The following is a 22787-nucleotide window of genomic DNA, read 5'->3' on the forward strand; positions in this document are numbered from 1 at the left end:
TGCTCAGAACCAGGTGCGGGGGAACCGCTCGCCCCGCACCAGGGTGGCGTGCCACTCCAGGGCGGTGGAGTCGGTGAGGGAGGCCACCTGGTCGATGACCACGCGGCGCCGGGCCCGGTCGTCGCCCGCCTCGCGCCAGTCCCCGGCGAACATGGGGTCCAGGTAGCGGTCCCCGGTCGCGGCGAGCAGCTCGACGAGCTCGGTCAGCAGCTCGCGCTGGCGGGCGTACAGCGGCTGGCGCGCCTCGGAGCCCATGACGTAGGCGGCGGCGATGCCCTTCATCGTGGCGATCTCCGTCTCGGTCTCCGCCGGGACCACCACGTCCGCGCCGTGCCGGGTGAGCGGGTCGTTGCCGAAGACCTCGCGCGTGGCGTCGAACGCCGCGGTGGAGAACCGGCCGATGAGCTGGCTGGTCATGTCCTTCAGGGCGGCCCGCGAGCGCCGGGTGCCGTCCGCCTCGCCGACCCACACGCGGGTGGCCTCCAGCCGCGCGAGGGCGGCCTCGATCTCCTCGGTCCCGGTCTCCGGCAGGTACCACTGGCGCGTGCACTCCACGACGTGGGCGCGCTGGGCCGGGTCCCGCAGCCAGTGCAGCTGGAACTGCCCGTTGACGATCCCGTCCTCGACGTCGTGGACCGAGTAGGAGATGTCGTCCGCCAGGTCCATGACCTGGGCCTCCATCGACTTGCGGGTGCCGGCGATCCCGGTGCGGAACCACGTGAACACGGCCAGGTCGTCCGCGTAGACGCCGAACTTGCGGCTGCGGGTGCCGTCCGCGCGCACGGGGGCGTCCTCGCGGGCCCACGGGTACTTGCACGCGGCGTCCAGCGAGGCACGGGTGAGGTTCAGCCCGGCCGAGGTCCCGTCCGGGAAGGACTTCTTGGTCTCCAGCCGGGCCAGCAGGCGCAGGGTCTGGGCATTGCCCTCGAAGCCGCCGATGTCCTGGCTCAGCGCGTCCAGCGCGCGCTCGCCGTTGTGCCCGAAGGGCGGGTGGCCGAGGTCGTGGGACAGGCACGCGGCGTCCACCACGTCCGGGTCGCAGCCCAGGGACCGGCCCAGTTCGCGGCCGACCTGGGCCACCTCGAGGGAGTGGGTCAGCCGGGTGCGGGCGAAGTCGTCCTCGTCCGGGGCCACGACCTGCGTCTTCGCGCCCAGCCGGCGCAGGGCCGAGGAGTGCAGGATCCGGGCGCGGTCCCGCTCGAAGTCCGAGCGGTAGGAGTTCTTCGGCGGCTCCGGCAGCCACCGCTCGCGGTCCCACGCGGAGTACCCCGGCAGGGCGGCCGGCCGGCCGGCGTAGGGCGGTCGGCCCTCCGGTCCGAAGAGCACCTCCTGGCGGTGCCAGAGCGGCCGGGCCGGCCGGGTCCCGCCCGCCGCGCCCGACGCCGGCTCAGCCACCGGAGACGTCCAGCTCGGCGGCCGCGATCAGCGCCTTCTGCTCGGCGTCGAGCTCGCGCGAGTCCAGCCAGCCGTCCGGCAGGTGCGGGCGCTTGGGCGAGCCGGCGCGCCCGCGCGGGCCCTCGGCGTCGGGGCCGGGGTACGGCGCGGTGGGGTCCAGCTCGTCCAGCAGGGCGCGCAGCGTGGCCAGGTCCGGGACCTGGGCCAGCCGGGCGCGCAGCTCGCCGCCGACCTGGTAGCCCTTGAAGTACCAGGCCACGTGCTTGCGGATGTCCCGCAGGGCCTTGTCCTCGTCCCCGCCGAAGGTGTCCACGAGCAGCTCGGCGTGCCGGTAGAAGGTGTCCGCGACCTTCGCCAGGCCGGGCCGGAACCGCTCGTCGGAGCCCTCGAAGGCGTTCTGCAGGTCCCCGAACAGCCAGGGCCGGCCCTGGCAGCCGCGGCCGACGACGACGCCGTCGACCCCGGTGTGGCGGACCATCGCGATGGCGTCCTCGGCGCTCCAGATGTCCCCGTTGCCGAGCACCGGGATGTCCGGCAGCGCCTCGCGCAGCCGCGCGATGGAGTCCCAGTCGGCCGTGCCGGAGTAGTGCTGCTCCATGGTCCGCCCGTGCAGGGCGACGGCGGCGACGCCGAGGTCCCGGGCGGTGCGGCCGGCGTCCAGGTAGGTCAGGTGGTCCTCGTCGATGCCGCGGCGCATCTTCACGGTGACCGGGACGTCCTTCCTCGACGCCTCCCGCACGGCGGCGCCGACGATCGAGGCGAACAGCTCGGACTTCCACGGCAGCGCCGAGCCGCCGCCGCGCTTGGTCACCTTGGGCACGGGGCAGCCGAAGTTCAGGTCCACGTGGTCCGCGCGGTCCTCCTCCACCAGCATGCGCACGGCCTGGGCGGTGGTCACCGGGTCCACCGAGTACACCTGCACCGAGCGTGGGGTCTCGTCCGGGTCGTGGTGGATGATCCGCAGCGACTCGGGCCGGCGCTCCACGAGGGCGCGGGCCGTGACCATCTCGGAGACGTAGAGCCCGCCGCCGTACTCGCGGCACAGGCGGCGGAAGGCGTTGTTGGTGATGCCGGCCATCGGGGCCAGCACCACGGGCACGTCGATGGTCAGCGGGCCCAGGTGCAGGGCGGGCAGGTTCAGCCGCTCCGGCGCCGGGGCCGTGGCGGGGGTGCGCTGGGAGGCATCGGTCACGGCGGTCATTCCACCCATTATCCCAGAGTCGGGCCGCGGCCGCGGCGGCGCCCGCCGGGACCGGGCGAACCGCGCGGGAGGGCGGGTGGGAGCACGGCCGGGAGGCCGGGTGGAGGCCCGGCGGGCGGGAGGCGGGCGAGGGGTGGAAGAACGCCGGTGACTGGGGTGTTATGGCCAGCATGACCGCACGGAAGAAGATCGGGTTCCTGAACTTCGGGCACTGGAGCAGCGCGCCCGGCTCCCACACCCCGGACCCCGCCGCGACGCTGACCCAGACGATCGAGATGGCGGTGGCCGCGGAGGAGGCCGGCATGGACGGCGCCTGGGTCCGGTCCCACCACTTCCAGCACATGATCTCCGCCCCCTTCCCGCTGCTGGCGGCCATGGGCCAGGCCACGAGCACCATCCAGCTCGGCACGGGCGTGATCGACCTGCGCTACGAGAACCCGCTGTACATGGCCGAGGAGGCGGCGACGGCGGACCTCATCTCCGGCGGCCGGCTGCAGCTGGGCATCTCCCGCGGCTCGCCGGAGGCGGCGCGGGACGGCCAGCACCAGTTCGGCTACGACCTGGAGCCCGGACGGACGTGGGCCGCCGTCGCGCAGGAGCGCGGCGAGCGGTTCCGCCGGGCGATCTCCGGCACGCCCCTGGCCCACGCCGATCCCAACTCCGGCTGGGCCCCGCCGGGGCAGGAGATGCTCAGCGTCCAGCCCCAGTCGCCGGGGCTGGACCACCGCATCTGGTGGGGCTCCGGCACCGTCGCCTCGGGCGTGCGGGCGGCCCGGCAGGGCTACCACCTGCTGTCCTCCACGCTGCTGCTGCAGGACGACGGCCGGCCCTTCCACGTCCAGCAGGCGGACCAGATCGCGCAGTACCGCACCGCCTACGCGGAGTCCGGGCACACCACGGGCGGGCTGGCCGCCGTCACGCGCTCCGTCTTCCCCATCGTCTCCGCCGAGGACGACCACTACTTCGGCGGCCGGCGCGAGCGCTCCGACTCCTCCGGGCACCTGGAGGGCGGCCGGGCGCGCGGCGGCCCGACCTACTCCGGCACCCCGGACGAGGTGGCGGACCTGCTCCGGGCGGACGAGGCCGTGCAGGCCGCGGACTGGGTGCTGCTGGCCAACCCGAACCAGCTGGGGGTGGAGTACAACGCGCACCTGTTCGCGCAGTGGGTGGCCCTGGCCCGGTCGCTGGGCTGGCAGGCGCCGCCGGGTCGCTAGCCTGAGGGGATGGAGACCTGGATCGTCCTCGTCATGGTGCTGGCCGTGGTGGCGGTACTCGCCGGCTGGGCCGGCCTCGCCACCGCCCGGCGGCGCGGGCTCGAGGCGCGGCGGGACCGCTGGCGCGAACTGGAGGGCCGGTTCGACCGCGTCACCCTGGCCGCCGAGCGGTACGACCGCGATCCGGGGCAGGCCCTGGCCGCCCCGGGCTGGCTGGACCGGTCCAGCCCCGTGGTCCGCGGGTTCTCCGGCTCGCTCACGCGCGCCGTGCGGGACCGGGCCGAGCTGGAGCGGGCGGTGGCGCCGGCCCCGGGCCGGCGCGGCCGGGACGCCACGGCGGACACCGCCGCGCGGCTCGCCCCGACGGAGCAGGACCTGGCGGCCCTCGAACTGCTGGTCGAGCGCGTGGAGGACGCCTACCGGGACGCCGACCGGGCGGTGCGCTCGGCCGGGTGGAGCGCGCCGGGCGTCCTGGCGGTCCCCCACCACCAGTTCCTGCTCGACCCGCGCTGGGGCCGGCCGGCCGTGCTGCCGCGGCTCGGCTCGCTGCACCCGCGGGACGCGGACCGCAGCGTCAAGGCCTTCCTGGACTGCGCCTACCCCCTGCGCCGGGACCGGGCGGCCAAGGCCCTGCGCGAGCGCGCCGAGGGGCCGGGCGCCGCCCACCGGGCGCAGCGGGCGCTCGACCGGCTGGTGGCCACCGGCCGGTACACCACGGACCGGCACGGGTTCCTGTGGCCCGCCTCCACCGTGGTGGAGCACTGGGGCGTCCACCGCCTCTTCGGCCGCGGCGCGGAGCTGTCCCTCGACGACGCCCCGCCGGTCGAGATCGCCAACCTCCTGTGGTCGCTGCTGGCGGAGGGCCGCGGCCTGGCCGACGAGGACCTGCTCGCCGAGGCCCGCGAGGCGCTGGCCACCGCCCCCGGCCTCGGGGACGGGATCGCCCGGGGGCTCAACGAGGGCATCGCCCGCGGGGTGCAGGCCCTGCCCGAGGGGGTCCGGCGGGCGATCGAGGACGCCGTGCCCGGGGGCGCCTTCATCCCCCGGCCGGCCTCGCGGCTGGACCACCGGCTCCGGGAGGGCCTGGACGAGGCGCTCGTCACCGGCCGGCTCCAGCGGGCGCCCGACGGGCGCATCCACCGCCTGCGCACCCGCTGGCCCAGTACCTACCGGCGCTGACGCCCCGGGCCGGCGCGGCCCCGGCCGTGCGGTCTCAGCGGCCCGGCGGCCGGCGCCGGCGCTCCTCGCGCCGCATCAGCCGGACCTGCCAGACCACCCCGGCCACCAGCATGGCCACTACGAGGGCCGAGGCCCCCACCGCCACCCAGCCCAGCCCGCCGGCGATCGCGACCACGAGCCGGGCCACCCCGGAGAGGGCCATGAAGGACAGCAGCACGAGGTAGGCCGGGTGGTAGCGGGCCCAGCCCTGCTGGTCCTCCCCCGGCCCCTCCGGCCCCGGCCCCTCCTCCGGACCCGCCGGGTCCGCCGGCCCCGGATCAGTCATCGTCGAGGTCCCCGGCGAGCGCGCGGGCCGCGAGGTGCTCCTCGGTGGCGGTCTCCCAGACCTCCTGGGCGGCGCCCACGTTGAGCACGATGATCACCACGCCGAGCACGAGGTCCGGCCACCCGGAGCCGGTCCAGGCGGTGAGCAGCCCCATGAGGATGATCGCCGCGTTGACCAGCACGTCATTGCGGGCGGACAGGAACGCCCCGGCCGTCAGCGAGCCGCTGCCGTGGCGGAACCGCCGCAGGACGAGCGTGCAGGCCAGGTTCACCACGAGCGCGCCCCCGGCGGTCACCACGAGGGCCACCGGGTCCGGAGCCTCGGGATCGCCCGCCTTGACGACGGCGGTCCACGCGGCGGCCAGGGCCGGCAGCAGGATGATCGCCGCCAGCGCCTTCCCGGCGCGGGCCTGGCCGCGCATCGACCAGCCCAGCGCCACCACGATGAGGACGTTGATGGCGAAGTCCTCGAAGAAGTCCACCGAGTCGGCGAACAGCGAGACCGAGCCGATGGCCACGGCCACCGCCATCTCCACGCCCAGGTAGCCCAGGTTCAGCAGCGCGACCACCAGGACGGCCCGGCGCAGGGACCGCGCGCGGCCGCCGTCCGCGGCGGGGTGCCCGTTCGCGCCCCCGTCGGTCCCCCGGCTCCCGCCCGGCCCCGCGGTCCCGCCCCCGGCGTCAGCGATGGCGGTCCTCCCCCGCGGCGGCGGGGCGCGGCCCGGACCCCGCCTGCACCGTCTTGGCCACGGTCACCGCGATCGCCGTGGTGACCGGGATGGCGAGCACGAGCCCGATCGAGCCCACGAGGATCCGCACCACCTCCTCGACGAGCTCGCCGGACAGCAGCGTGTCGGCGAGGGAGCGGTCGTACAGGGAGACGACCATCAGCAGCGGCAGGGCCGCGCCGGCGGAGGCGAAGGCGATCGTGTACACGGTGGAGGCGATGTGGTCGCGGCCGATGCGCATGCCGGCCGCGAAGAGGTCCCGGGCGGAGGCCCGCGGGTCGGCGGCCTGCAGTTCCCAGACGGCCGAGGACTGGGTGATGGTGACGTCGTTGAGCACCCCGAGCCCGGCCACGAGCAGGCCGCACAGCACGATCCCGCTGAGCCGGACCTCCGGCGCCACGGAGGCCAGCACGTACGAGTACTCGTCCCCCATGCCGGTGAGGTAGGCGGCGTCCGTGCCCCACAGGGCGAGCAGCGCGGTCAGGCCCAGGCCGATGAGCGTGCCGAGCAGCGCCGTGGTGGTGCGCAGCGAGAACCCGTGGGCGAAGTACAGCACCACCACCATGATGAGGCTGCAGCCGACGAGCCCGATCCACAGCGGCGGCCCACCCTCGAACAGCGCGGGGACCATGAACCAGAACAGGACGGCGAAGGCCAGGCCGAGCCCGAGGATGGCCCGCAGCCCCCGCCAGCGCGCGACCAGCACCACCACGAGCGCGTACAGCAGCGCGAGCGCGGCCACGGGGACCGTGCGCTCGAAGTCCACGAACACGTGGTCGGCGGACTGCCCGCCGGTCCCGCCCGGCAGTGCCGTGAGGTCCAGGGCGCGCAGCCGGTCCCCCGGCTCCACGTCCAGGGAGGCCCCCACCTCCGGGGGGATGGCGACGCGCGCGCGGTCGGTGCCGCCGCCGTCGGGGTCCACGATGGCGTCCACGCACGCCTGCCCGGCGGCTGCGTCCCGGCCCACCACGGCACCGCCGGGGGTCTCGAGGGTGCCGGCCTGCGGTCCGCAGTCCCGGGGCTCGACGGCGGTGACCGTCCCGGAGAACAGGCTCACGCCCGAGGAGGTCCCGTAGGGGTCCGCCAGGGTCATCTCCCGGTGGGCGCCCGAAGGCCACAGGGCGGCCATGGCGGCCACGAGCAGCACGGTGACCGGCACGAGGATCGCGGCCAGCACCAGGACCACCCGGCGGCGGGGGGCGCCGCCGGGACCGGTGAGGGCGTCGTCGGCGGCGGGGCCGGCCTCGAGGCCGTGCCCGTGGCCGGCGTGCTCGTCCGTGAGGGCCATGGCGGATCAGCCGCGCAGGCGGACCATGACGTTGCGCATCTCCAGCACCACGGTGCCGTCCGGCTCGGCCAGCGTGACGTCGACGATCCGGGTGGACCCCCCGCCGCTGCCGACCACCGCGGTCGCCGTGAGCTCCTCGCCCTCGCGGCCGGGGGCCAGCAGGGACGAGGAGGAGTGCGAGGTGACCCAGCGCGGGGTCTCCTCGCCCGTGTTCAGGGCGTAGGCCGCCGCCGTGTCCGCGAGCAGCATGGTGATCCCGCCGTGGCAGATCCCGTGCGAGTTGCACTGCCGGGGGCGCACGGTCATCCGCATCCGGCAGCCGGAGGCGTCACCGTCCACGAAGGTGATGCCCTGGTCCGTCACGGGCGTGTCCACCGCCAGGATCGCGGCGGCGCGCTGGGCGCGCAGCCGCGCCTCCGCCGAGCGGCCGCCGGCCTCGCCCGCCACCGGGTCCGCCACCGGGTCCGTCGCCTGCTCCATGGTCCTGTCCTTCCTCGCGTCCGTGCCGCGTCCGTCGTCGTCCCGGGCCCGCTACCGCGCGGCGTCCGTGGCCCAGATGCGGGTGTCCAGCAGCACCCGGGCGTGGCCGGTGGCCACGAGCTGGTCCAGGATCGGCGCCAGCGCGTCCATCGCCTCGTCCACCTCGACCTGCACGGGGTACTGCGTGGTCAGCAGGGACAGCAGCGCCCCGACCGCGAACTGGGCGTCCGCCGGGGCCAGCTCCGGGTTCCAGCCGAGCAGCACGTCCGTGGGGTCGTCCGTGCGCTCGGGGGTGTAGGAGATCGCGAAGGCGTGCACGAGACCGCCCTCCGCCTTCGGCCGGGGTCGCAGCACCACGGCGCCGGAGGCCCCGGTCGCGGGCCCGAGCAGCAGCTGCTGGGCCCGGCCGACCGTCATCACCGCCGGGTCCCAGCCGTGCGTGGCCTCGTAGAAGGCCGCGACGGCCTGCGTGAGCTCCACGGACCCGGTGGCCAGGTCCTCCACGGTCACGCCCGTCCCGTCCAGCTCCGGCGGGGTGATCACCCCGGGCCCGACGGCGACGCGCCGGGAGCGCTGCAGCGGCGCGAAGCCCTGCCCCGCCAGGAACGCCTCGGTCCCCGCGGTGCCCTCGCCGGGGCCGTCGTCGCCGCCGTCCCCGGCGTCGTCCCCGGCACCGGGCACGACGGCGAAGCGCGCCTTGAGCTCGGCGGTGCCGATCTCCCCGGCCTCCCGGGCGGAGCGCACCTCGGCGCGCAGGGCCTCGAGCAGCGCGGTGGCGATGCCCCGGCGGCGCAGTCCCCGGGCGGTCTCGGCGTAGCACCAGAGCCGCTGCGGGTGCACCGAGGAGGCGTAGACGACGGCCGCCGCGACGGGCACGCCCTCGTCCTCGGCCACGAGGCAGCGCGCCCAGGGCCCGGCCTCCCGCCCGGCCGCCGGGCCGGCGCTCGAGGGCCGCAGCATGGCGCGGTCCTGGTGCTGCTGGGGGTCGGCCGGGTCGCCCCAGACCTCGAGCAGGCGCAGGTCGTCACCCTCGGCCCACGGCCGCAGGGCGAGGCCCGGCGGCAGCTGCCGGCCGGCGTCGGGAGCCGTCATGGGTGTCCTCTCTCGGGTGCTGGCGTGCGGTCTCGGTGCGGGCGGGCTAGCGGGAGAGCCGCTCGAACAGCCAGCCGCGGACCTGGTCCAGGCCCACGCGCTCCTGGGCCATGGTGTCCCGCTCGCGGATGGTCACGGCCTGGTCCTCGAGGGAGTCGAAGTCCACGGTGATGCAGTACGGCGTGCCGATCTCGTCCTGGCGGCGGTAGCGGCGGCCGATCGCGCCGGCGTCGTCGTAGTCGATGTTCCACACCCCGCGCAGCTCGTCCGCCAGCCGCTTGGCGGTCGGCACGAGCTCCTCCTTGCGGGACAGCGGGAGCACGGCGGCCTTGACCGGGGCCAGCCGCGGGTCCAGGCCCAGCACCGTGCGCACGTCCATGCCGCCCTTGGCGTTGGGCGCCTCCTCCTCGCGGTAGGCGTCCACGAGGAAGGCCATCATCGAGCGGGTCAGGCCGAAGCTGGGCTCGATCACGTACGGGGTGTACCGCTCGCCCGTGGCCTGGTCGAAGTACTGCAGCTTCGTGCCGGAGGCCTCGGTGTGCGAGGCCAGGTCGAAGTCGGTGCGGTTGGCGATGCCCATCAGCTCGCCCCACTCCGAGCCCTGGAAGCCGAAGCGGTACTCGATGTCGATCGTGCCGTCCGAGTAGTGGGCCCGCTCGTCCTCGGGGACGTCGAAGCGGCGCATGTTCTCGGGCTTGATGCCCAGGTCCGTGAACCACTCCCAGCACGCCTCGACCCAGGAGTCGAAGTACCGGCCCGCCTCGTCCGGGTGGGTGAAGTACTCGATCTCCATCTGCTCGAACTCGCGCGTGCGGAAGATGAAGTTGCCCGGGGTGATCTCGTTGCGGAAGGCCTTGCCGATCTGCCCGATGCCGAACGGGGGCTTGCGGCGGGCGGCGCCGACCACGTTGAGGAAGTTCACGAAGATGCCCTGGGCCGTCTCGGGGCGCAGGTAGTGCAGCCCCTCCTCGTTGTCCACGGGGCCCAGGAAGGTCTTCATCAGCCCGGAGAAGGTCTGCGGCTCCGTCCACGCCCCGCGGGTGCCGCAGTCCGGGCAGACGACCTCCTCCATGCCGTCCGCCCCGCCCTCGGGCCTGCGGCCCTTCTTGGCCTCGAAGGCCTCGATGAGGTGGTCCTGGCGGTGGCGGTGGTGGCACGAGGTGCACTCCACCAGCGGGTCCGTGAAGGTGTCCACGTGGCCGGAGGCCTGCCACACGGCGCGCGGCAGGATGATGGAGGAGTCCAGCCCCACCATGTCCTCGCGCCCGCGCACGAAGGTGTTCCACCACTGGGTCTTGATGTTGTCCTTCAGCTCCACCCCGAGCGGCCCGTAGTCCCACGCCGACCTCGAACCGCCGTAGATCTCGCCGGCCTGGAACACGAAGCCGCGGCGCTTCGCGAGGGAGATGACCGCGTCGAGGGTGGACTTGGGGGCCATGGGGGCATCACATCCGTGTCTGTTGCTTCGGCCGCTGGGCGGCGGTCCGCGCACTGGCGCGGGCGTACTCGGGGATTGTCTACCGGCCCAGTCTAGGGCCCGGTCCCGCCCGGGCCCGCCAGCGCGGACCCGGCCACCGTCCCGGCGCGCGCCGGTCACGGGATGACCCACCCCCGGGCAGGGGCGAGAATGGACCCATGCCCTCACGCCCCGAACGCCACGCCCCGCAGTCCCCGTCCTCGCACCCGGTGCCGCTCGAGATCCGCGACGACGTGATCCGGCTGGGCCAGGCGCTCAAGCTCGCCAACCTGGTGGAGGACGGGGCGGACGCCCGCGTGGTGATCGAGGCCGGCCTCGTCCAGGTCAACGGCGACCCCGAGACGCGCCGGGGCCGCCAGCTGCACCACGGGGACGTCATCGAGTTCTCCGGCGAGGCCGTGAAGGTGGTCCCGGCCGGGCACTGAGCCGGCCAGGAGGGCTCAGCGCACCACGGCGTCGAGGAACTCCCGCACGTGCCCCAGCTCCTGGGGGCTGATGGAGTGGCCGATCCCGGCGTAGACGACCTTGGTGAGGTCCACGTGGGCGTTCATCCAGCCGTGCGTGTACTCCACCTTGTCCGGCGTGATGACCGGATCCGCCTGGTCCCGGCCCCAGAACACCTTCGGCCGGGCGCGCTCCACGGCCTCGTCGTCGAAGAAGCCGGCCAGTGGGCCGGTGCCCGGGCCGGTCGGGGACCAGTCGGGGTCGATCGCGAAGCCGGACAGGCCCACGATGGCCCGGTACGCCTCCGGCTCGCGCCGCAGCAGCGAGGTGGCCATGGCCATGCCCATGGAGAAGCCCAGCAGGGAGGTGCTGGCGAAGTGCGGGCGCTGCGCGGCCACCCACGCCTGCAGGTCCTCGACGGCGGCGCGCACGGCCAGCGGCCAGGACTCGTCCGTGCCGATGATCGGGAACCACGTGTACCCGCCGTGGTCCATGGTGATCGGGGCGCGCACCGCGGCCACGGTGAACTTCTCCGGCAGCCCGGGGACGAGCCCGAACAGGTCGTGCTCGCTCGCGCCGTAGCCGTGGATGAGCACCAGCAGGTGCGTGCCGGCGCGCTCGTCCTCGGGGCGGGACCAGCGGACGACGGGGTCGGTGGCGGGGAACGGGGCGGTGGTGTCGGTCATGGGCACAAGGCTAGGGGCTCAGAGGCCCAGCACGCGCTTCATCTCGCCGGCCACCTGGTCCAGGTCCGTCAGGAACCCGTCGTGGCCGATCGGCGAGTCGATCATGAACACCGGCACGTCCCCGGGCAGCTGGCGCGCCAGCTCCTGGGACTGGCCCGGGAAGTAGAGCCGGTCCGAGTCCACGGCGGCGATGAACGCCGTGGCGGGGATCCCGGCCAGCACCTCCGCCTCGGTCCCCCGGCCGCGGGAGACGTCGTGGCTCATGAGGGCCTCGGTCAGCACCAGGTAGCTGTTGGCGTCGAAGCGGCCCGTGAGCTTGGTGGCCTGGTGGTCCAGGTAGGACTCCACCTGGTACCGCCCCGCGCGGCGCACCGGGTGGCCGAAGGGGTCCTCGTCCGGCTGCGGGCTGCGCCCGAAGCGGGCCGCCATGTCCGGCTCGGAGCGGTAGGTGATGTGCGCGATCCGCCGGGCGATGCCGAGCCCCGCGTCCGGGCGGGAGCGACCGTAGTAGTCCCCGCCGTGGTAGTCCGGGTCCAGCGTGATCGCCTGCACCTGGGCCTGGGCGAAGGCGATCTGCTCGGCCGTGGAGTGCGCCCCGCACGCGATGACGGCCATGCCGCGCACGCGCTCCGGGTAGGTGGCCGCCCACTCGAGGGCGCGCGCGCCGCCCATCGAGCCGCCGATGACCGCCTGCCAGGCGTCGATGCCCAGCGCGTCGGCCAGCCGCGCCTCCGCCCGCACGGAGTCGCGGATCGTGGTGAACGGGAAGCGCGAGCCCCACGGGGTGCCCTCGGGGTCCAGCGACGACGGCCCCGTGGTCCCGTAGCAGCCGCCCAGCATGTTGGGGGCCACCACGAACCAGCGGTCCGTGTCGATCGGCGCGCCCGGACCGACGACGCCCTCCCACCAGCCCTCCTCCGGTTCCCCGGTGGAGCGCGCCACGTGGGTGGAGCCGGTCAGGGCGTGCAGCACCAGCACCGCGTTGGACCGGTCGGCGTTGAGGGTGCCCCAGGTCTCGTACGCGATCTCGACGGCGGGCAGGTGCCCGCCGGCCTCGAAGTCGAGGGCGCCGACGGGCAGGGACTGCAGGCCGCCCTCGGGGAGGACGGTGCTGGCCTGGTGGGGGCTGGTCATGGTCATGGGGTCCCTCCGCGCCTCACGCGCTCACGTTGGCGGCGGCGAACCCCTCCTCGAGGTCCGCCAGGATGTCCTCGATGCTCTCCACGCCCACGGACAGCCGCACGAGCCCGGGCGTGACGCCCGCGGCGCGCTGCTCGGCCTCCGTGAGCTGGGAGTGCGTGGTGGAGGCCGGGTGGATGACGAGCGAGCGGACGTCGCCGATGTTCGCCACCTGGTGGTGCAGCCGCAGGGCGTCGACGAAGCGCGCCCCGGCCTCGCGGCCGCCGTCGATCTCGAAGGAGACGAAGCCGCCGGCGCCCCGGGGCAGGTAACGCTGCGCGCGCTCGTGCCACGGGCTGGAGGCCAGCCCGGGGTGGATCACGGAGAGGACCTGCGCGTGGCCCTCGAGGTACTCCGCGACCCGCTGGGCGTTGGCCACGTGCCGCTCCATCCGCAGGGACAGCGTCTCCAGCCCGAGGTTGATGAGGAAGGCGTTGAACGGGCTGATGGAGCTGCCGTAGTCGCGCAGCAGCTGCACGCGCGCCTTGAGGATGTACGCGAGGTTGGCCCCGAGGATGCCGTCCACGCCCAGGTCGCGGGCGAAGACCAGGCCGTCATAGCTCTCGTCCGGGGTGTTGAAGCCCGGGAAGCGCTCCGGCTGGGAGGCGTAGTCGAAGGAGCCGGCGTCCACGATGACCCCGCCCATGGCCACGGCGTGCCCGCCGAGGTACTTGGTGGCCGAGTGCACCACCACGTCCGCGCCGTGCTCGATCGGCCGCAGCAGGTAGGGGGTGGCCAGGGTGTTGTCCACGATGAGCGGGACCCCGGCCTCGTGGGCGATGTCCGCGACCGTGCGGATGTCCAGCACGTCCCCGCGGGGGTTGCCGAGGGACTCCCCGAAGAACGCCCGGGTGGTGTCCCGGACCGCGCCGCGCCACTCCTCGGGGTCGTCCGGGTCCTGCACGAAGGTGGTGGTGATGCCGACCTTGGCCAGGGTGTGCTTGAAGAGGTTCTGGGTGCCGCCGTAGAGGGAGGCCGAGACCACCACGTGGTCCCCGGCGCCGGCAAGGTTGAGGATCGAGAACGTGGTGGCGGCCTGGCCGGAGGCCAGCAGCAGGGCACCGGCCCCGCCCTCGAGCGCGGCGATCTTGCCCTCGACCGCCTCCTGCGTGGGGTTGCCGATCCGGGTGTAGATCGGCCCGAGGTCCTTGAGCGCGAACCGGTCCGCGGCGACCTCGTGGGAGGGGAAGTCGAAGGAGTTCGACTGGATGATCGGCAGCGCCGTGGCCCCGTAGGGGTTCTGGTCCGGGATGCCCGCGTGGACCTGGCGGGTCTCGAAGCCCCAGTCCGCGACGTCGGCGGCCTGGTCCTCCGCGGCGCTGGCGGGAAGGCTGGCCTCGGTGTTCGGGGTGTCGGTCATCGCAACGGCTCCTGTCTGGTCCAGGGCCACCCGGTGGCGCCCGCCCTCCCCGGTCCGGGGCGGCGTGGCGCGGTGGCCCGCGCTTGCCGGCGCCGGTCGGCGCCCGCCTGGTCCTCACCCGGGGCACCCCACCGCGAGCTGGAGGGTTGCCGGCCAGCAAGCCGGGGCTCGATGCTGGCACTCATGACCTGGCCCCAGTCTGCCAGATCCGCCCGGGCGATTCACCCCGCGGTGACGTCGCGTGACCCCGGCGGGGCGGTCAGGCGGGCGGCGGAGGGGCCCTCCGGCGGGCCTCGGGGGAACCGTGCGGCGGGCGGCGGAGGGGCCGCCGCCCGGGCCGGACGGGGGCGCTCGCCGCGTGTGACGTCGGCAACATGTCGAGTGAGGTTAACCTAAGCGATCCGCGCCGCCCGGAGGTGCGACGATGGACACATGATGCGCTTGGATCACGTCTCGTACGCCGTTGGCCCGGAGGGTCTCACCGACACCGTGGCCCGGATCGCCGATGCCCTGGGCATCGAACGCGTCAAGGGTGGTGTGCATCCCCGCTTCGGCACCCGCAACGCGATCTTCCCGCTGCGCAACCGCCAGTACCTCGAGGTCGTCGAGGCCCTGGACCACCCCTCCTCCGAGAAGGCGCCCTTCGGCCAGGCCGTGCGCGCCCGCTCCGAGATGGGCGGCGGCTGGATGGGCTGGTGCGTGGCCGTGGACGACCTCTCCCCCTTCGAGGAGCGGCTCGAGCGCCACTCCGTGCCCGGCAACCGCAAGTTCCCGGACGGCCGCGAGCTGACCTGGCGCCAGATCGGCATCAAGGGCCTCATCGCGGACCCGCAGGTGCCCTACCTGCTGCGCTGGGACGACGGCACCGAGGACCTGCACCCCTCGCAGGCCGCCGAGCCGCAGGCCTCCCTCTCGGCCATCACCATCGCCGGCTCGCGCGAGCGCGTGCGCGACTGGCTCGGCCTCGACGACCCGCAGCAGAAGGTCAAGGACCTCAACGTGGAGTTCCAGGCGCCGTCCGGCACCCCGGGCATCCTCTCCGTGACCTTCGAGACCCCCAAGGGCACCGTCACCCTCTGACCGCCCCGGGCTCAGGTGCCGAACCAGCCGAGCTGCGCCAGCAGCGGGTAGGCGACGAAGCCGGTGACGTCCAGCAGCAGGTGGGCCACCACGAGCGGCGCCACCCGGCGGTGGCGCAGGTAGACCGCGCCGAACACGAGCCCCATCACCAGGTTGCCGATCCCGGGACCGATGCCCTGGTACAGGTGGTAGGCCGCGCGCAGCACGGCGCAGGCCACCACGACCGCCACGGGGTTCAGCGGCGGGAACGCCCCGCCGGCCCACCGGCGCAGCCCGCCCTCGGCGACCGGCAGCGCGGGATCCGCCCCGGCCCGCAGCTGCTGCAGGTAGCCGAGCCGGTCGAACAGCCAGGCCACCACGATGACCTCCTCCAGCACGGCGTGCCGCAGGGCCGAGAGCACCAGCACCGGCGTGGTCCACCAGTACTCGTTCATCGCGCTGCCGACCACCGCCGTCGTCAGCCCGGCCGCCCGGCCGCCGGCGTAGACGGCGAGGGTCCCCAGGCCGATCACCAGGAACAGCGCCGCGCCCCAGCCGAGGTCCGCCCCGGGGCGGCGCAGGTCCAGGCCGAGGGTCCGGAACGGGTTGCGCCCGCGGATCCACAGCAGGTGGAACACGAGCAGCACGGGCACCAGCGCGAAGCCGATGTCCAGCAGCTGGTACGCGAGGTCGAAGTACTGGCGGTCGGCCAGCGGCGGGTTCAGCGTGGTGGTCTGCCCGGCCAGCGGTCCGCGGCTCATCTTCTCCAGCAGGTCCACCACGGCATAGACCGCCGACCGGCCCAGGGACAGCCCCAGGACGATCGCGATCTCCCAGCGGACCGTGCGCGCCGAGGGGGCGGCGGCCGGCGCGGGCGTCGCGGGAGCGGCCGGGCGGGGAGCTGCGGGGGTGGTCACCGCTCCAGTGTAGGAAGCACCCCGCTACCGTGGGGCCATGGCCTCCCCACCGTCCGACGCCGACCTCGCGCTCGCCCGCGCCGCCGCCGCCCGGCCCCTGGCCGGGACCGGCCCGGACGCCGCCCGCCGGCTGGCCGCGGCGGACTGGTCCGCCGGGGTCGTGGAGGAGGGCGGGGCGTCCCACCGGGTCCTCGTGCTGCCCGGCACCGGCGCGGTCCGGATGACGCGCGACGCGCGGGCCGCGGCCCGGCTGCCGGCGAACGTCGCGCTCGTGGCGGCACTGGCGGACACCGCGCGGCTGCCGGTGGACCTGCCGGTGCCCCTCACCGAGGTGGTCACCGCCGCGGACGGGACGGCCGCCGTCGTCCAGGGGTACCTGCCCGGCCGGCCCCACCCGCCGCACACCGGCGACCCCGCGGTGCTGCGCGCGCTGTGCGCGGCGCTCGCGGCGGTGGACACCGCTCCGCTGCTGCCCCACCTGGCCCCGCCCTTCGCGTACCGGGGCCCGTGGCCGGCGGCGCGGGTCGAGCGCCTCCGCCGGCTGCCGGACCGGCTGCGCCGGGCCCACGGCGCGGCGCTGTGGGACGGGCCGTGGGCGGCGGAGCACCCCGCGGTGTCCGCCGCCCGGTTCCCGGACGCGGCGGAGGAGCTGCTGGACACCCTCCGGTCCTGGACCGAGGACCCGGTGGTGCCGCCGGCGCTCGTGCACGGCGACCTCGCCGGGCACAACATGCGCTGGATGCGCGGGGGAACCGCCGGCCCCGCGGCGTCCCCCCGGGCCCCGTGGCGGCTCACCGGGATCCTCGACTGGGACCTGGCCAGCCGGTGGGACCCCGCGCTCAACGCCGCGCACCTGTCCCTGTGGCACGGCGAGGACCGGCTCGGGGAGATCGCCCGGGACCCCTTCGAGGCGCACCGGGCCCGGGCCTGGCTCGGCTGGACGGCGCTGGAGGCGCTCGACGACGCCGCCGGCCGCGAGGATCCCTCCAGCAGCCTCCGCCCGCCGGACTGGCCGAGGCTGCTGCGCAGGGTGCTGCCTCGTCTCGGCCGGGCCGTGGCGGCGCTGCGCGGCGCCGGTCAGGGGCGCAGCGTGGCCAGGTAGTCCCGGCCGACCGCGTGCAGGGCGTCCTCGGGCGGCTGGACCGCGAGGATGGTGGCGACGACGATGGCCCAGCCCCGCGCGCGACGCCAGAGGGCCTCGTCGGCGGGCCGGCTGGCGTCGTACCGGGCGCGGAACGCCGCGGCGCCGGCGGGCGTGAAGTGGGTCAGCGCGATGCCCAGGTCCGAGGCCGGGTCCCCGGCGCACAGGTCGCCGAAGTCCACGAGGACCGGGCGCGGCGGCCCGGCCGGGGCGCCGGGGCCGGCCGCAGCGGCGGTCGCCGGGTCCCCCGCCGCGGCGTCCGTCAGCACGGTGTTGTCCGGGTGCGGGTCGCCGTGCAGCCAGGCCGGCGGGCCGGCGTGCACCGGCGCGGCGAGGGCGTCGTGCCACGCGACCCCGGCGGCGCGGACCACGACCGGGTCCAGGTCCGGCACCAGGTCCGCCCAGCGCGCGGCGTAGCGCTCCCGCGCCGAGGCCAGCGGCATCCCCCGGAACGGGTTCGCCGGGGCGCCGGGCGGCGCCGGCACGTGGAGGCGCCGCAGCCCCGCGGCGAGGGCGCCGGCGTAGGCGTCCCGCTCCGCGGCCGGCCGGTGCACCGCCGGGGTCCCCGCCACCCACGGCACCACGGCCCACCGGTAGGGGTACCCGGCCGCGGGCACGCCGGTCCGGACGGGAGCCGGCAGGCCGAGCCCGGTCCGGGCGCCGAGGACGGGCAGCCAGGCGACCTCCCGGTCGAGCAGCGCCTCGGCGGCCTCGTGGCGGGGCAGGCGGACGGCGAGGCGGTCCCCCAGCCGGACCATGGTGTTGTCCCAGCCGCGGACCACGCCGGCGGCCGGATCTGCGTCCCCGGCGACCGGCAGCCACGCCAGGTCCGGGTGCTGGTCGGCCAGCAGGGCGCGGACGAGCGCGGCGGTGACGTCAGGCTCGCCGGACCGATGCTCCCGGGGCACGTCGTCCTCTCCTGGAGGCAACTGGAGGTCGAATCCGCCCCGGATCCAGCCCGTTCCCGGGCCCGGACGGGGCGGATTCGACCTCCAGTTGCAGGGGGTGGGGTTACTCGGAGACGCCCAGCTGCTCCAGGACGATCTCGCGCACGCGGCCGGCGTCGGCCTGGCCGCGGGTGGCCTTCATGACCGGGCCGATGAGCGCGCCGACGGCCTGCAGCTTGCCGCCCCGGATCTTGTCCACCACGCCCGGGTTCTGGGCGATGGCCTCCTGCACGGCGGCGGTGAGGGCGCCGTCGTCGGAGACCACGGCCAGCGAGCGGGCCTCGACGATCCCGCGCGGGGAGCCCTCGCCCGCGGCCACGAAGCCGAGGACCTGCTTGGCGATCTTGTCGTTGATGGTCTTCTCGGCGATGAGCGCCTCGACCTCCACGACGTCGGCCGGGCCGATCCCCAGCTCGGCGACCTCCCGCTCGGCCACGTTGGCCAGGCGCGCGATCTCGCCCATCCACCACTTGCGGGCCGCCGGGGCGGAGGCCCCCGCCTCGATGGTGGCGGCGATCTCGTCCATCACCCCGGCGTTGACGACGTCCCGGAACTCCTCGTCCGAGTAGCCCCACTCCGCCTTGAGCCGGCGGCGGCGCTCGGCCGGGGGCTCGGGCAGCTGCGCGCGCAGCTCCTCGATCCACTCCGGGGTGGTCACGATCGGCACGAGGTCCGGCTCCGGGAAGTACCGGTAGTCGTCCGCGTCCGACTTCGGCCGGCCCGCGGTGGTGGTGCGGGTGTCCTCGTGCCAGTGGCGGGTCTCCTGCGTGATGGTCCCGCCGGCGCGCAGGATCGCGGCCTGGCGCTGGATCTCGTAGGTCACGGCGTGGGCCACGGCGCGCGTGGAGTTCACGTTCTTCGTCTCGGTGCGGATGCCGAAGACGTGGTGGCCCTTCTCCATGAGCGAGACGTTGGCGTCGCAGCGGACGTTGCCGCGCTCCATCCGCGCGTCCGAGATGTCCAGTGCCTTGACGATGTCCCGGATCGCGGTGACGTAGGCCCGCGCCAGCTCGGGGGCGCGCTCGCCGGCACCCTTGATCGGCTTGGTGACGATCTCGATGAGCGGCACGCCGGCCCGGTTGTAGTCCACGAGGGAGTGGGCGGCGTCCTGGATGCGCCCGGAGGCCCCGCCGACGTGGGTCAGCTTGCCGGCGTCCTCCTCCATGTGGGCGCGCTCGATCTCCACGCGGAAGACCGTGCCGTCCTCGAGCTCCACGTCCAGCCAGCCGTCGTGGGCGATCGGGTCGTCGTACTGGGAGGTCTGGAAGTTCTTCGGGGTGTCCGGGTAGAAGTAGTTCTTCCGGGCGAAGCCGCAGACCGGCGCGATCTGGCAGTTCAGGGCCAGGCCCAGCTTGATCGCGTACTCCACGGCCTTGCCGTTGACCACCGGCAGCACGCCGGGCAGGCCCAGGTCCACCTCGGTGACGTTGGTGTTCGGCACGTCGCCGAAGGCGTTGGGCGCCGAGGAGAACATCTTGGTCCTCGTGTTCAGCTCCACGTGGACCTCGAAGCCCAGGACGGGCTCGAACTCCGCCAGGGCCTCCTCGAACGTGAGCACCTCGTCGGTGACGGCGGCCATCAGTCCTCTCCTCCTGCAGTGGTGGTGCGTGACGTGCCGACGCCGGCCGGCTGGGCCGGGCGGGCCTCGTCCAGTTCGGGGGCCTGGGCCCACAGCGGGCCGTCCCAGGCCTGCTCGAGGCGGGACTCCAGGGCGGCGGCGGCGCGGTACATCACCGCGTCCGCGCGGGCGGGGGCGAGGAACTGCACGCCCACCGGCAGGCCGTCGGCCAGGCCGCCGGGCACCGAGATGCCGGGCACGCCCGCCAGGTTGGCCGGGATGGTGGCCACGTCGTTGAGGTACATGGCCAGCGGGTCGTCCAGCTTCTCGCCGAAGCCGAACGCGGTGGTCGGCGACGTCGGGGAGACCAGCACGTCCACCTGGGCGAACGCGGCCTCGAAGTCGCGCTGGACCAGCGTGCGGATCTTCTGCGCCGAGCCGTAGTAGGCGTCGTAGTAGCCGGCGGACAGGGCGTAGGTGCCCAGGATGATGCGCCGCTTGACCTCCTCGCCGAAGCCGGCGGCGCGGGTGGCGCCCATGACCTGCTCGATCGTCCCGCCGCCGTCCGGCACCACGCGGTTGCCGTAGCGCACGCCGTCGAACTTGGCCAGGTTGGAGGAGGCCTCCGAGGGCATGATGAGGTAGTAGGCGCCCAGCGCGTAGCGGAAGTGCGGGCAGGAGACCTCGACCACCTCGGCGCCGGCCTCCTTGAGCACGGCGACGGCCTCGCGGAAGCGCGCCAGCACGCCCTCCTGGTAGCCCTCGCCCTTGAGCTCGGTGACGATGCCGATCCGCAGGCCGGCCACGTCGTCCCGGCGGGCGGCCTCCAGCAACCCCTCGATCGGCTCGGGCAGGGAGGTGGAGTCCTTGGGGTCGTGGCCGCCCAGCAGTTCCTGCAGGGCGGCGGCGTCCTGGACGGTGCGGGCCACGGGGCCCACCTGGTCCAGGGAGGAGGCCATGGCGATCACGCCGTAGCGCGAGACGCCGCCGTAGGTGGGCTTGGCGCCCACGGTGCCGGTGACGGCGCCGGGCTGGCGGATGGAGCCGCCCGTGTCCGAGCCCAGGGCCAGCGGGGCCATGAACGCGGCCACGGCCGCGGCCGAGCCGCCGCCCGAGCCGCCCGGGATCCGCTCCGGGTCCCACGGGTTGCGCGTGTTGCCGAAGGCGGAGTGCTCCGTGGAGCCGCCCATGGCGAACTCGTCCATGTTGGTCTTGCCCAGGATCGGCAGCCGCGCCTCGCGCAGCCGGGTCACCACGGTGGCGTCGTACGGGCTCATCCAGCCCTCGAGCATCCGCGAGGCGGCGGTGGTGGGCTGGCCGACCGTGACGATGTTGTCCTTCACGGCCACGGGCACGCCGGCCAGCGGGTGCAGGGCCTCGGCCTCGGCGCCCCCGGCGGCGCGGATCGCGTCCACCTCGGCCGCCACGGCGAGGGCCTCGTCCGTGTTGACGTGCAGGAAGGCGTGGATGCCGGTGCCCGAGCCGTCACCGTCCACGGCGGCGATCCGGTCCAGGTGGGCGCGCGTCAGCTCCACGGAGGTGATCTCCCCCGCGCGCAGGCGCTCGGCCATCTGCAGGGCGGTCAGGCGGACCAGTTCGGTCCCGGTGGCCTGGCTCACGGTCACTCCCCCTCCAGGATCGCGGGCACCCGGAACTGGCCGTCCTCGGCGTCGGGGGCCATGGCCAGGGCCTGCTCCTGCGTGAGCATCCCCGCCGGCTCGTCCTCGCGGAACACGTTCTGCAGCGGGATGGGGTGCGACGTGGGCGGCACGTCGTCCCCGGCGACCTCGCTGACGGAGGCGACGGCATCCATGATGACGGCGAGCTCACCGGACATCTTGTCCAGTTCCTGCTCGTCCATCCGGATGTGGGCCAGTCGCGCCAGGTGGGCGACGTCCTCACGGGTGATGGCGGACATGGGTCTCCTGTGCTCTTGCGCGGGTGGTTCTCCCCCTGAGTTTAGTGGCTGCGACTGCCGACGGACTCCGGCATCCGGGACCCCGGCCCCGACCGGGCGTGCTCCTGCGTCGCGGCGGCGCGGACGGGCGGCGCGGAATCCACTGGACGCGCCCGGCGCGAGGCCGGCAAGGAGAACAGCCAACGGGTCCAGTCGCCCCCCAGCACCAGGACCAGGGGGAACAGGACGCCGCCCGCCAACGCGGCGAGGTTCACTCCGACCCCGTCCATGCCGGACTGGGTGGCCCAGCGGACGGCCAGCGACAGGGCCGGGAAGTGGGCGCAGTACCAGATCACGCTGTTCCGTCCGATCCATTCGAGGAACCGCATCCTCGGCAGACGGGGTCCGACCCACGTGATGACCACGAACCAGGGAAGCGGCGCCAGGACCCCGGTCACGCCGAATTGCGTCATCGGGCTGTCCCCGGTGGCGACCATGCCCAGGAGCCCGACGGCCGTGCCCGCGATCGGCACCCACGGTCCGGCGGCCTGGACCGTCCGGCGCATCGTCATGAGGACTGCGCCGAGGAAGTAGTACGTGCCGTAGAACAGGTAGTCGCGCAGGACCGGCTCACTCGGCTCGAGCAGGACGAGCAGGACGGGCAGGGCCAGGGCGGGAACCCACGCCGGGACCCACTTCGTGAACCAGCCCAGGGCCACGCAGAACAACAGCGTGCCCAGGAACCAGAGGTGGCCGAATCCGCCGATCCATTCCCAGGGATCGGAGAACTGCGAGCGCCTGCCGACGAGCAGGACCGTGATGATCCCCCAGAGGAGGAACGGCCAGAGCAGGTGACGCACCTTGCCGGAGACGTAGACGCCCAGGGGCTTGCGCACCGCCCGTGCCAGCAGCATGCCGGACATGGCGAACAGGACAGGCACCCGCAGGGGGCTGAGGAACAGGAAGAGATCCGCCAACCACGGCATCGGCTCGACGTCCCGGACCGCGGGCATGGTGACCGCGTGCAACGTGATCACCAGGGTGATCGCCACCCCCCGGAAGAGATCCATCCAATGGTGGCGTTCCTGCATGTCGCTCCTCCGTGCGCCGGGCGTCGCCGTCGCGCGGACCGGGCGACGATGGTCGACCGCCCAGCCTAGGGAGCGCCTCCGCCCGGACGTCCCCGAGACCCGCGACCCGACGCGATTGAGAGGAACCTCA

Annotated in this window: 22 protein-coding genes and 1 riboswitch; of the genes, 5 read left to right on the plus strand and 17 right to left on the minus strand. The window is 74.7% G+C overall.

Features of this window, described 5'->3' with window-relative positions:
* Window positions 1-3: 3 nt before the first annotated feature.
* Both E7744_RS10665 and dusB read right to left on the minus strand, forming a co-directional pair.
* Complete coding sequence (locus tag E7744_RS10665; RefSeq protein ID WP_137774097.1) at window positions 4-1395, minus strand: deoxyguanosinetriphosphate triphosphohydrolase; 1392 nt, start codon at window positions 1393-1395, stop codon at window positions 4-6.
* Window positions 1388-2596: a tRNA dihydrouridine synthase DusB gene (dusB, locus tag E7744_RS10670; RefSeq protein ID WP_137774098.1), complete on the minus strand. Its 1209-nt coding sequence runs from the start codon at window positions 2594-2596 to the stop codon at window positions 1388-1390. Before dusB ends, E7744_RS10665 begins: the two co-directional genes overlap by 8 nt.
* A gap of 170 nt (window positions 2597-2766) precedes the next feature.
* Between dusB and E7744_RS10680 the strand changes: the two genes are divergently transcribed.
* Both E7744_RS10680 and E7744_RS10685 read left to right on the plus strand, forming a co-directional pair.
* Complete coding sequence (locus E7744_RS10680; protein ID WP_137774100.1) at window positions 2767-3810, plus strand: LLM class flavin-dependent oxidoreductase; 1044 nt, start codon at window positions 2767-2769, stop codon at window positions 3808-3810.
* Between the two features lie 9 nt (window positions 3811-3819).
* The gene (locus E7744_RS10685) at window positions 3820-4989 is read left to right on the plus strand and encodes a hypothetical protein (protein ID WP_137774101.1); all 1170 of its coding nucleotides are present in this window, start codon (window positions 3820-3822) and stop codon (window positions 4987-4989) included.
* A gap of 34 nt (window positions 4990-5023) precedes the next feature.
* On the opposite strand, the gene E7744_RS10690 is transcribed toward E7744_RS10685, so the two are convergent.
* The 6 genes from E7744_RS10690 to E7744_RS10715 form a co-directional block, all read right to left on the minus strand.
* The gene (locus tag E7744_RS10690) at window positions 5024-5314 is read right to left on the minus strand and encodes a hypothetical protein (protein ID WP_137774102.1); all 291 of its coding nucleotides are present in this window, start codon (window positions 5312-5314) and stop codon (window positions 5024-5026) included.
* Entirely contained in the window at window positions 5307-5882 is a 576-nt protein-coding gene (locus E7744_RS10695) for a cation transporter (RefSeq protein ID WP_246858404.1), read from the minus strand. Before E7744_RS10695 ends, E7744_RS10690 begins: the two co-directional genes overlap by 8 nt.
* 112 nt (window positions 5883-5994) lie before the next feature.
* Complete coding sequence (locus tag E7744_RS10700; protein WP_137774104.1) at window positions 5995-7329, minus strand: YibE/F family protein; 1335 nt, start codon at window positions 7327-7329, stop codon at window positions 5995-5997.
* A gap of 6 nt (window positions 7330-7335) precedes the next feature.
* Complete coding sequence (locus E7744_RS10705) at window positions 7336-7809, minus strand: PaaI family thioesterase (protein WP_137774105.1); 474 nt, start codon at window positions 7807-7809, stop codon at window positions 7336-7338.
* 51 nt (window positions 7810-7860) lie between these two features.
* Window positions 7861-8901 (minus strand): GNAT family N-acetyltransferase, encoded by a 1041-nt coding sequence (locus tag E7744_RS10710; RefSeq protein WP_137774106.1) that lies wholly within the window; start codon window positions 8899-8901, stop codon window positions 7861-7863.
* A 46-nt stretch (window positions 8902-8947) separates the two neighbouring features.
* A complete protein-coding gene (locus E7744_RS10715) occupies window positions 8948-10339 on the minus strand; it encodes a glycine--tRNA ligase (protein ID WP_137774107.1) in 1392 nt (463 codons plus the stop codon).
* Window positions 10340-10536: 197 nt separating this feature from the next.
* On the opposite strand from E7744_RS10715, the gene E7744_RS10720 reads away from it, so the two are divergent.
* A complete protein-coding gene (locus E7744_RS10720) occupies window positions 10537-10803 on the plus strand; it encodes an RNA-binding S4 domain-containing protein (protein ID WP_137774108.1) in 267 nt (88 codons plus the stop codon).
* 15 nt (window positions 10804-10818) lie between these two features.
* On the opposite strand, the gene E7744_RS10725 is transcribed toward E7744_RS10720, so the two are convergent.
* From E7744_RS10725 to E7744_RS10735, 3 genes are read right to left on the minus strand one after another with little or no spacing between them, the layout of a single operon-like run.
* Complete coding sequence (locus tag E7744_RS10725; RefSeq protein ID WP_137774109.1) at window positions 10819-11508, minus strand: alpha/beta hydrolase; 690 nt, start codon at window positions 11506-11508, stop codon at window positions 10819-10821.
* 18 nt (window positions 11509-11526) lie between these two features.
* Window positions 11527-12648: a homoserine O-acetyltransferase gene (locus tag E7744_RS10730; RefSeq protein ID WP_137774110.1), complete on the minus strand. Its 1122-nt coding sequence runs from the start codon at window positions 12646-12648 to the stop codon at window positions 11527-11529.
* A gap of 16 nt (window positions 12649-12664) precedes the next feature.
* Window positions 12665-14047 (minus strand): O-acetylhomoserine aminocarboxypropyltransferase/cysteine synthase family protein, encoded by a 1383-nt coding sequence (locus tag E7744_RS10735; RefSeq protein WP_137774111.1) that lies wholly within the window; start codon window positions 14045-14047, stop codon window positions 12665-12667.
* 74 nt (window positions 14048-14121) lie between these two features.
* Window positions 14122-14236, minus strand: a riboswitch (SAM riboswitch).
* Window positions 14237-14479: 243 nt separating this feature from the next.
* Here E7744_RS10735 and E7744_RS10740 point away from each other — a divergent pair.
* Window positions 14480-15127: a VOC family protein gene (locus E7744_RS10740; RefSeq protein ID WP_137774112.1), complete on the plus strand. Its 648-nt coding sequence runs from the start codon at window positions 14480-14482 to the stop codon at window positions 15125-15127.
* An 11-nt stretch (window positions 15128-15138) separates the two neighbouring features.
* On the opposite strand, the gene E7744_RS10745 is transcribed toward E7744_RS10740, so the two are convergent.
* Window positions 15139-16023: a type II CAAX prenyl endopeptidase Rce1 family protein gene (locus E7744_RS10745; protein ID WP_137774113.1), complete on the minus strand. Its 885-nt coding sequence runs from the start codon at window positions 16021-16023 to the stop codon at window positions 15139-15141.
* 37 nt (window positions 16024-16060) lie between these two features.
* Between E7744_RS10745 and E7744_RS10750 the strand changes: the two genes are divergently transcribed.
* The gene (locus E7744_RS10750) at window positions 16061-17125 is read left to right on the plus strand and encodes a phosphotransferase (protein ID WP_137774114.1); all 1065 of its coding nucleotides are present in this window, start codon (window positions 16061-16063) and stop codon (window positions 17123-17125) included.
* Here the strand turns inward: E7744_RS10750 and E7744_RS10755 are convergent.
* From E7744_RS10755 to E7744_RS10775, 5 genes are all read right to left on the minus strand, one after another.
* On the minus strand, window positions 17101-18072 hold the full coding sequence (locus E7744_RS10755; RefSeq protein ID WP_137774115.1) for a phosphotransferase: 972 nt from the start codon (window positions 18070-18072) through the stop codon (window positions 17101-17103). The genes E7744_RS10750 and E7744_RS10755 overlap by 25 nt on opposite strands.
* A 103-nt stretch (window positions 18073-18175) precedes the next feature.
* Window positions 18176-19690: an Asp-tRNA(Asn)/Glu-tRNA(Gln) amidotransferase subunit GatB gene (gatB, locus tag E7744_RS10760; RefSeq protein ID WP_137774116.1), complete on the minus strand. Its 1515-nt coding sequence runs from the start codon at window positions 19688-19690 to the stop codon at window positions 18176-18178.
* Window positions 19690-21240, minus strand: coding sequence for an Asp-tRNA(Asn)/Glu-tRNA(Gln) amidotransferase subunit GatA (gatA, locus tag E7744_RS10765; protein ID WP_210417218.1), 1551 nt, complete (start codon window positions 21238-21240; stop codon window positions 19690-19692). Before gatA ends, gatB begins: the two co-directional genes overlap by 1 nt.
* A 50-nt stretch (window positions 21241-21290) precedes the next feature.
* A complete protein-coding gene (gatC, locus tag E7744_RS10770; protein WP_137774118.1) occupies window positions 21291-21587 on the minus strand; it encodes an Asp-tRNA(Asn)/Glu-tRNA(Gln) amidotransferase subunit GatC in 297 nt (98 codons plus the stop codon).
* A 41-nt stretch (window positions 21588-21628) separates the two neighbouring features.
* Window positions 21629-22636 carry an acyltransferase gene (locus E7744_RS10775; protein ID WP_168199801.1) on the minus strand — a complete coding sequence of 336 codons (1008 nt, stop codon included), beginning with the start codon at window positions 22634-22636 and terminating at the stop codon, window positions 21629-21631.
* Window positions 22637-22787 lie beyond the last annotated feature (151 nt).

The organism is Citricoccus sp. SGAir0253, from assembly GCF_005877055.1.
Classification (GTDB): Bacteria; Actinomycetota; Actinomycetes; order Actinomycetales; family Micrococcaceae; genus Citricoccus.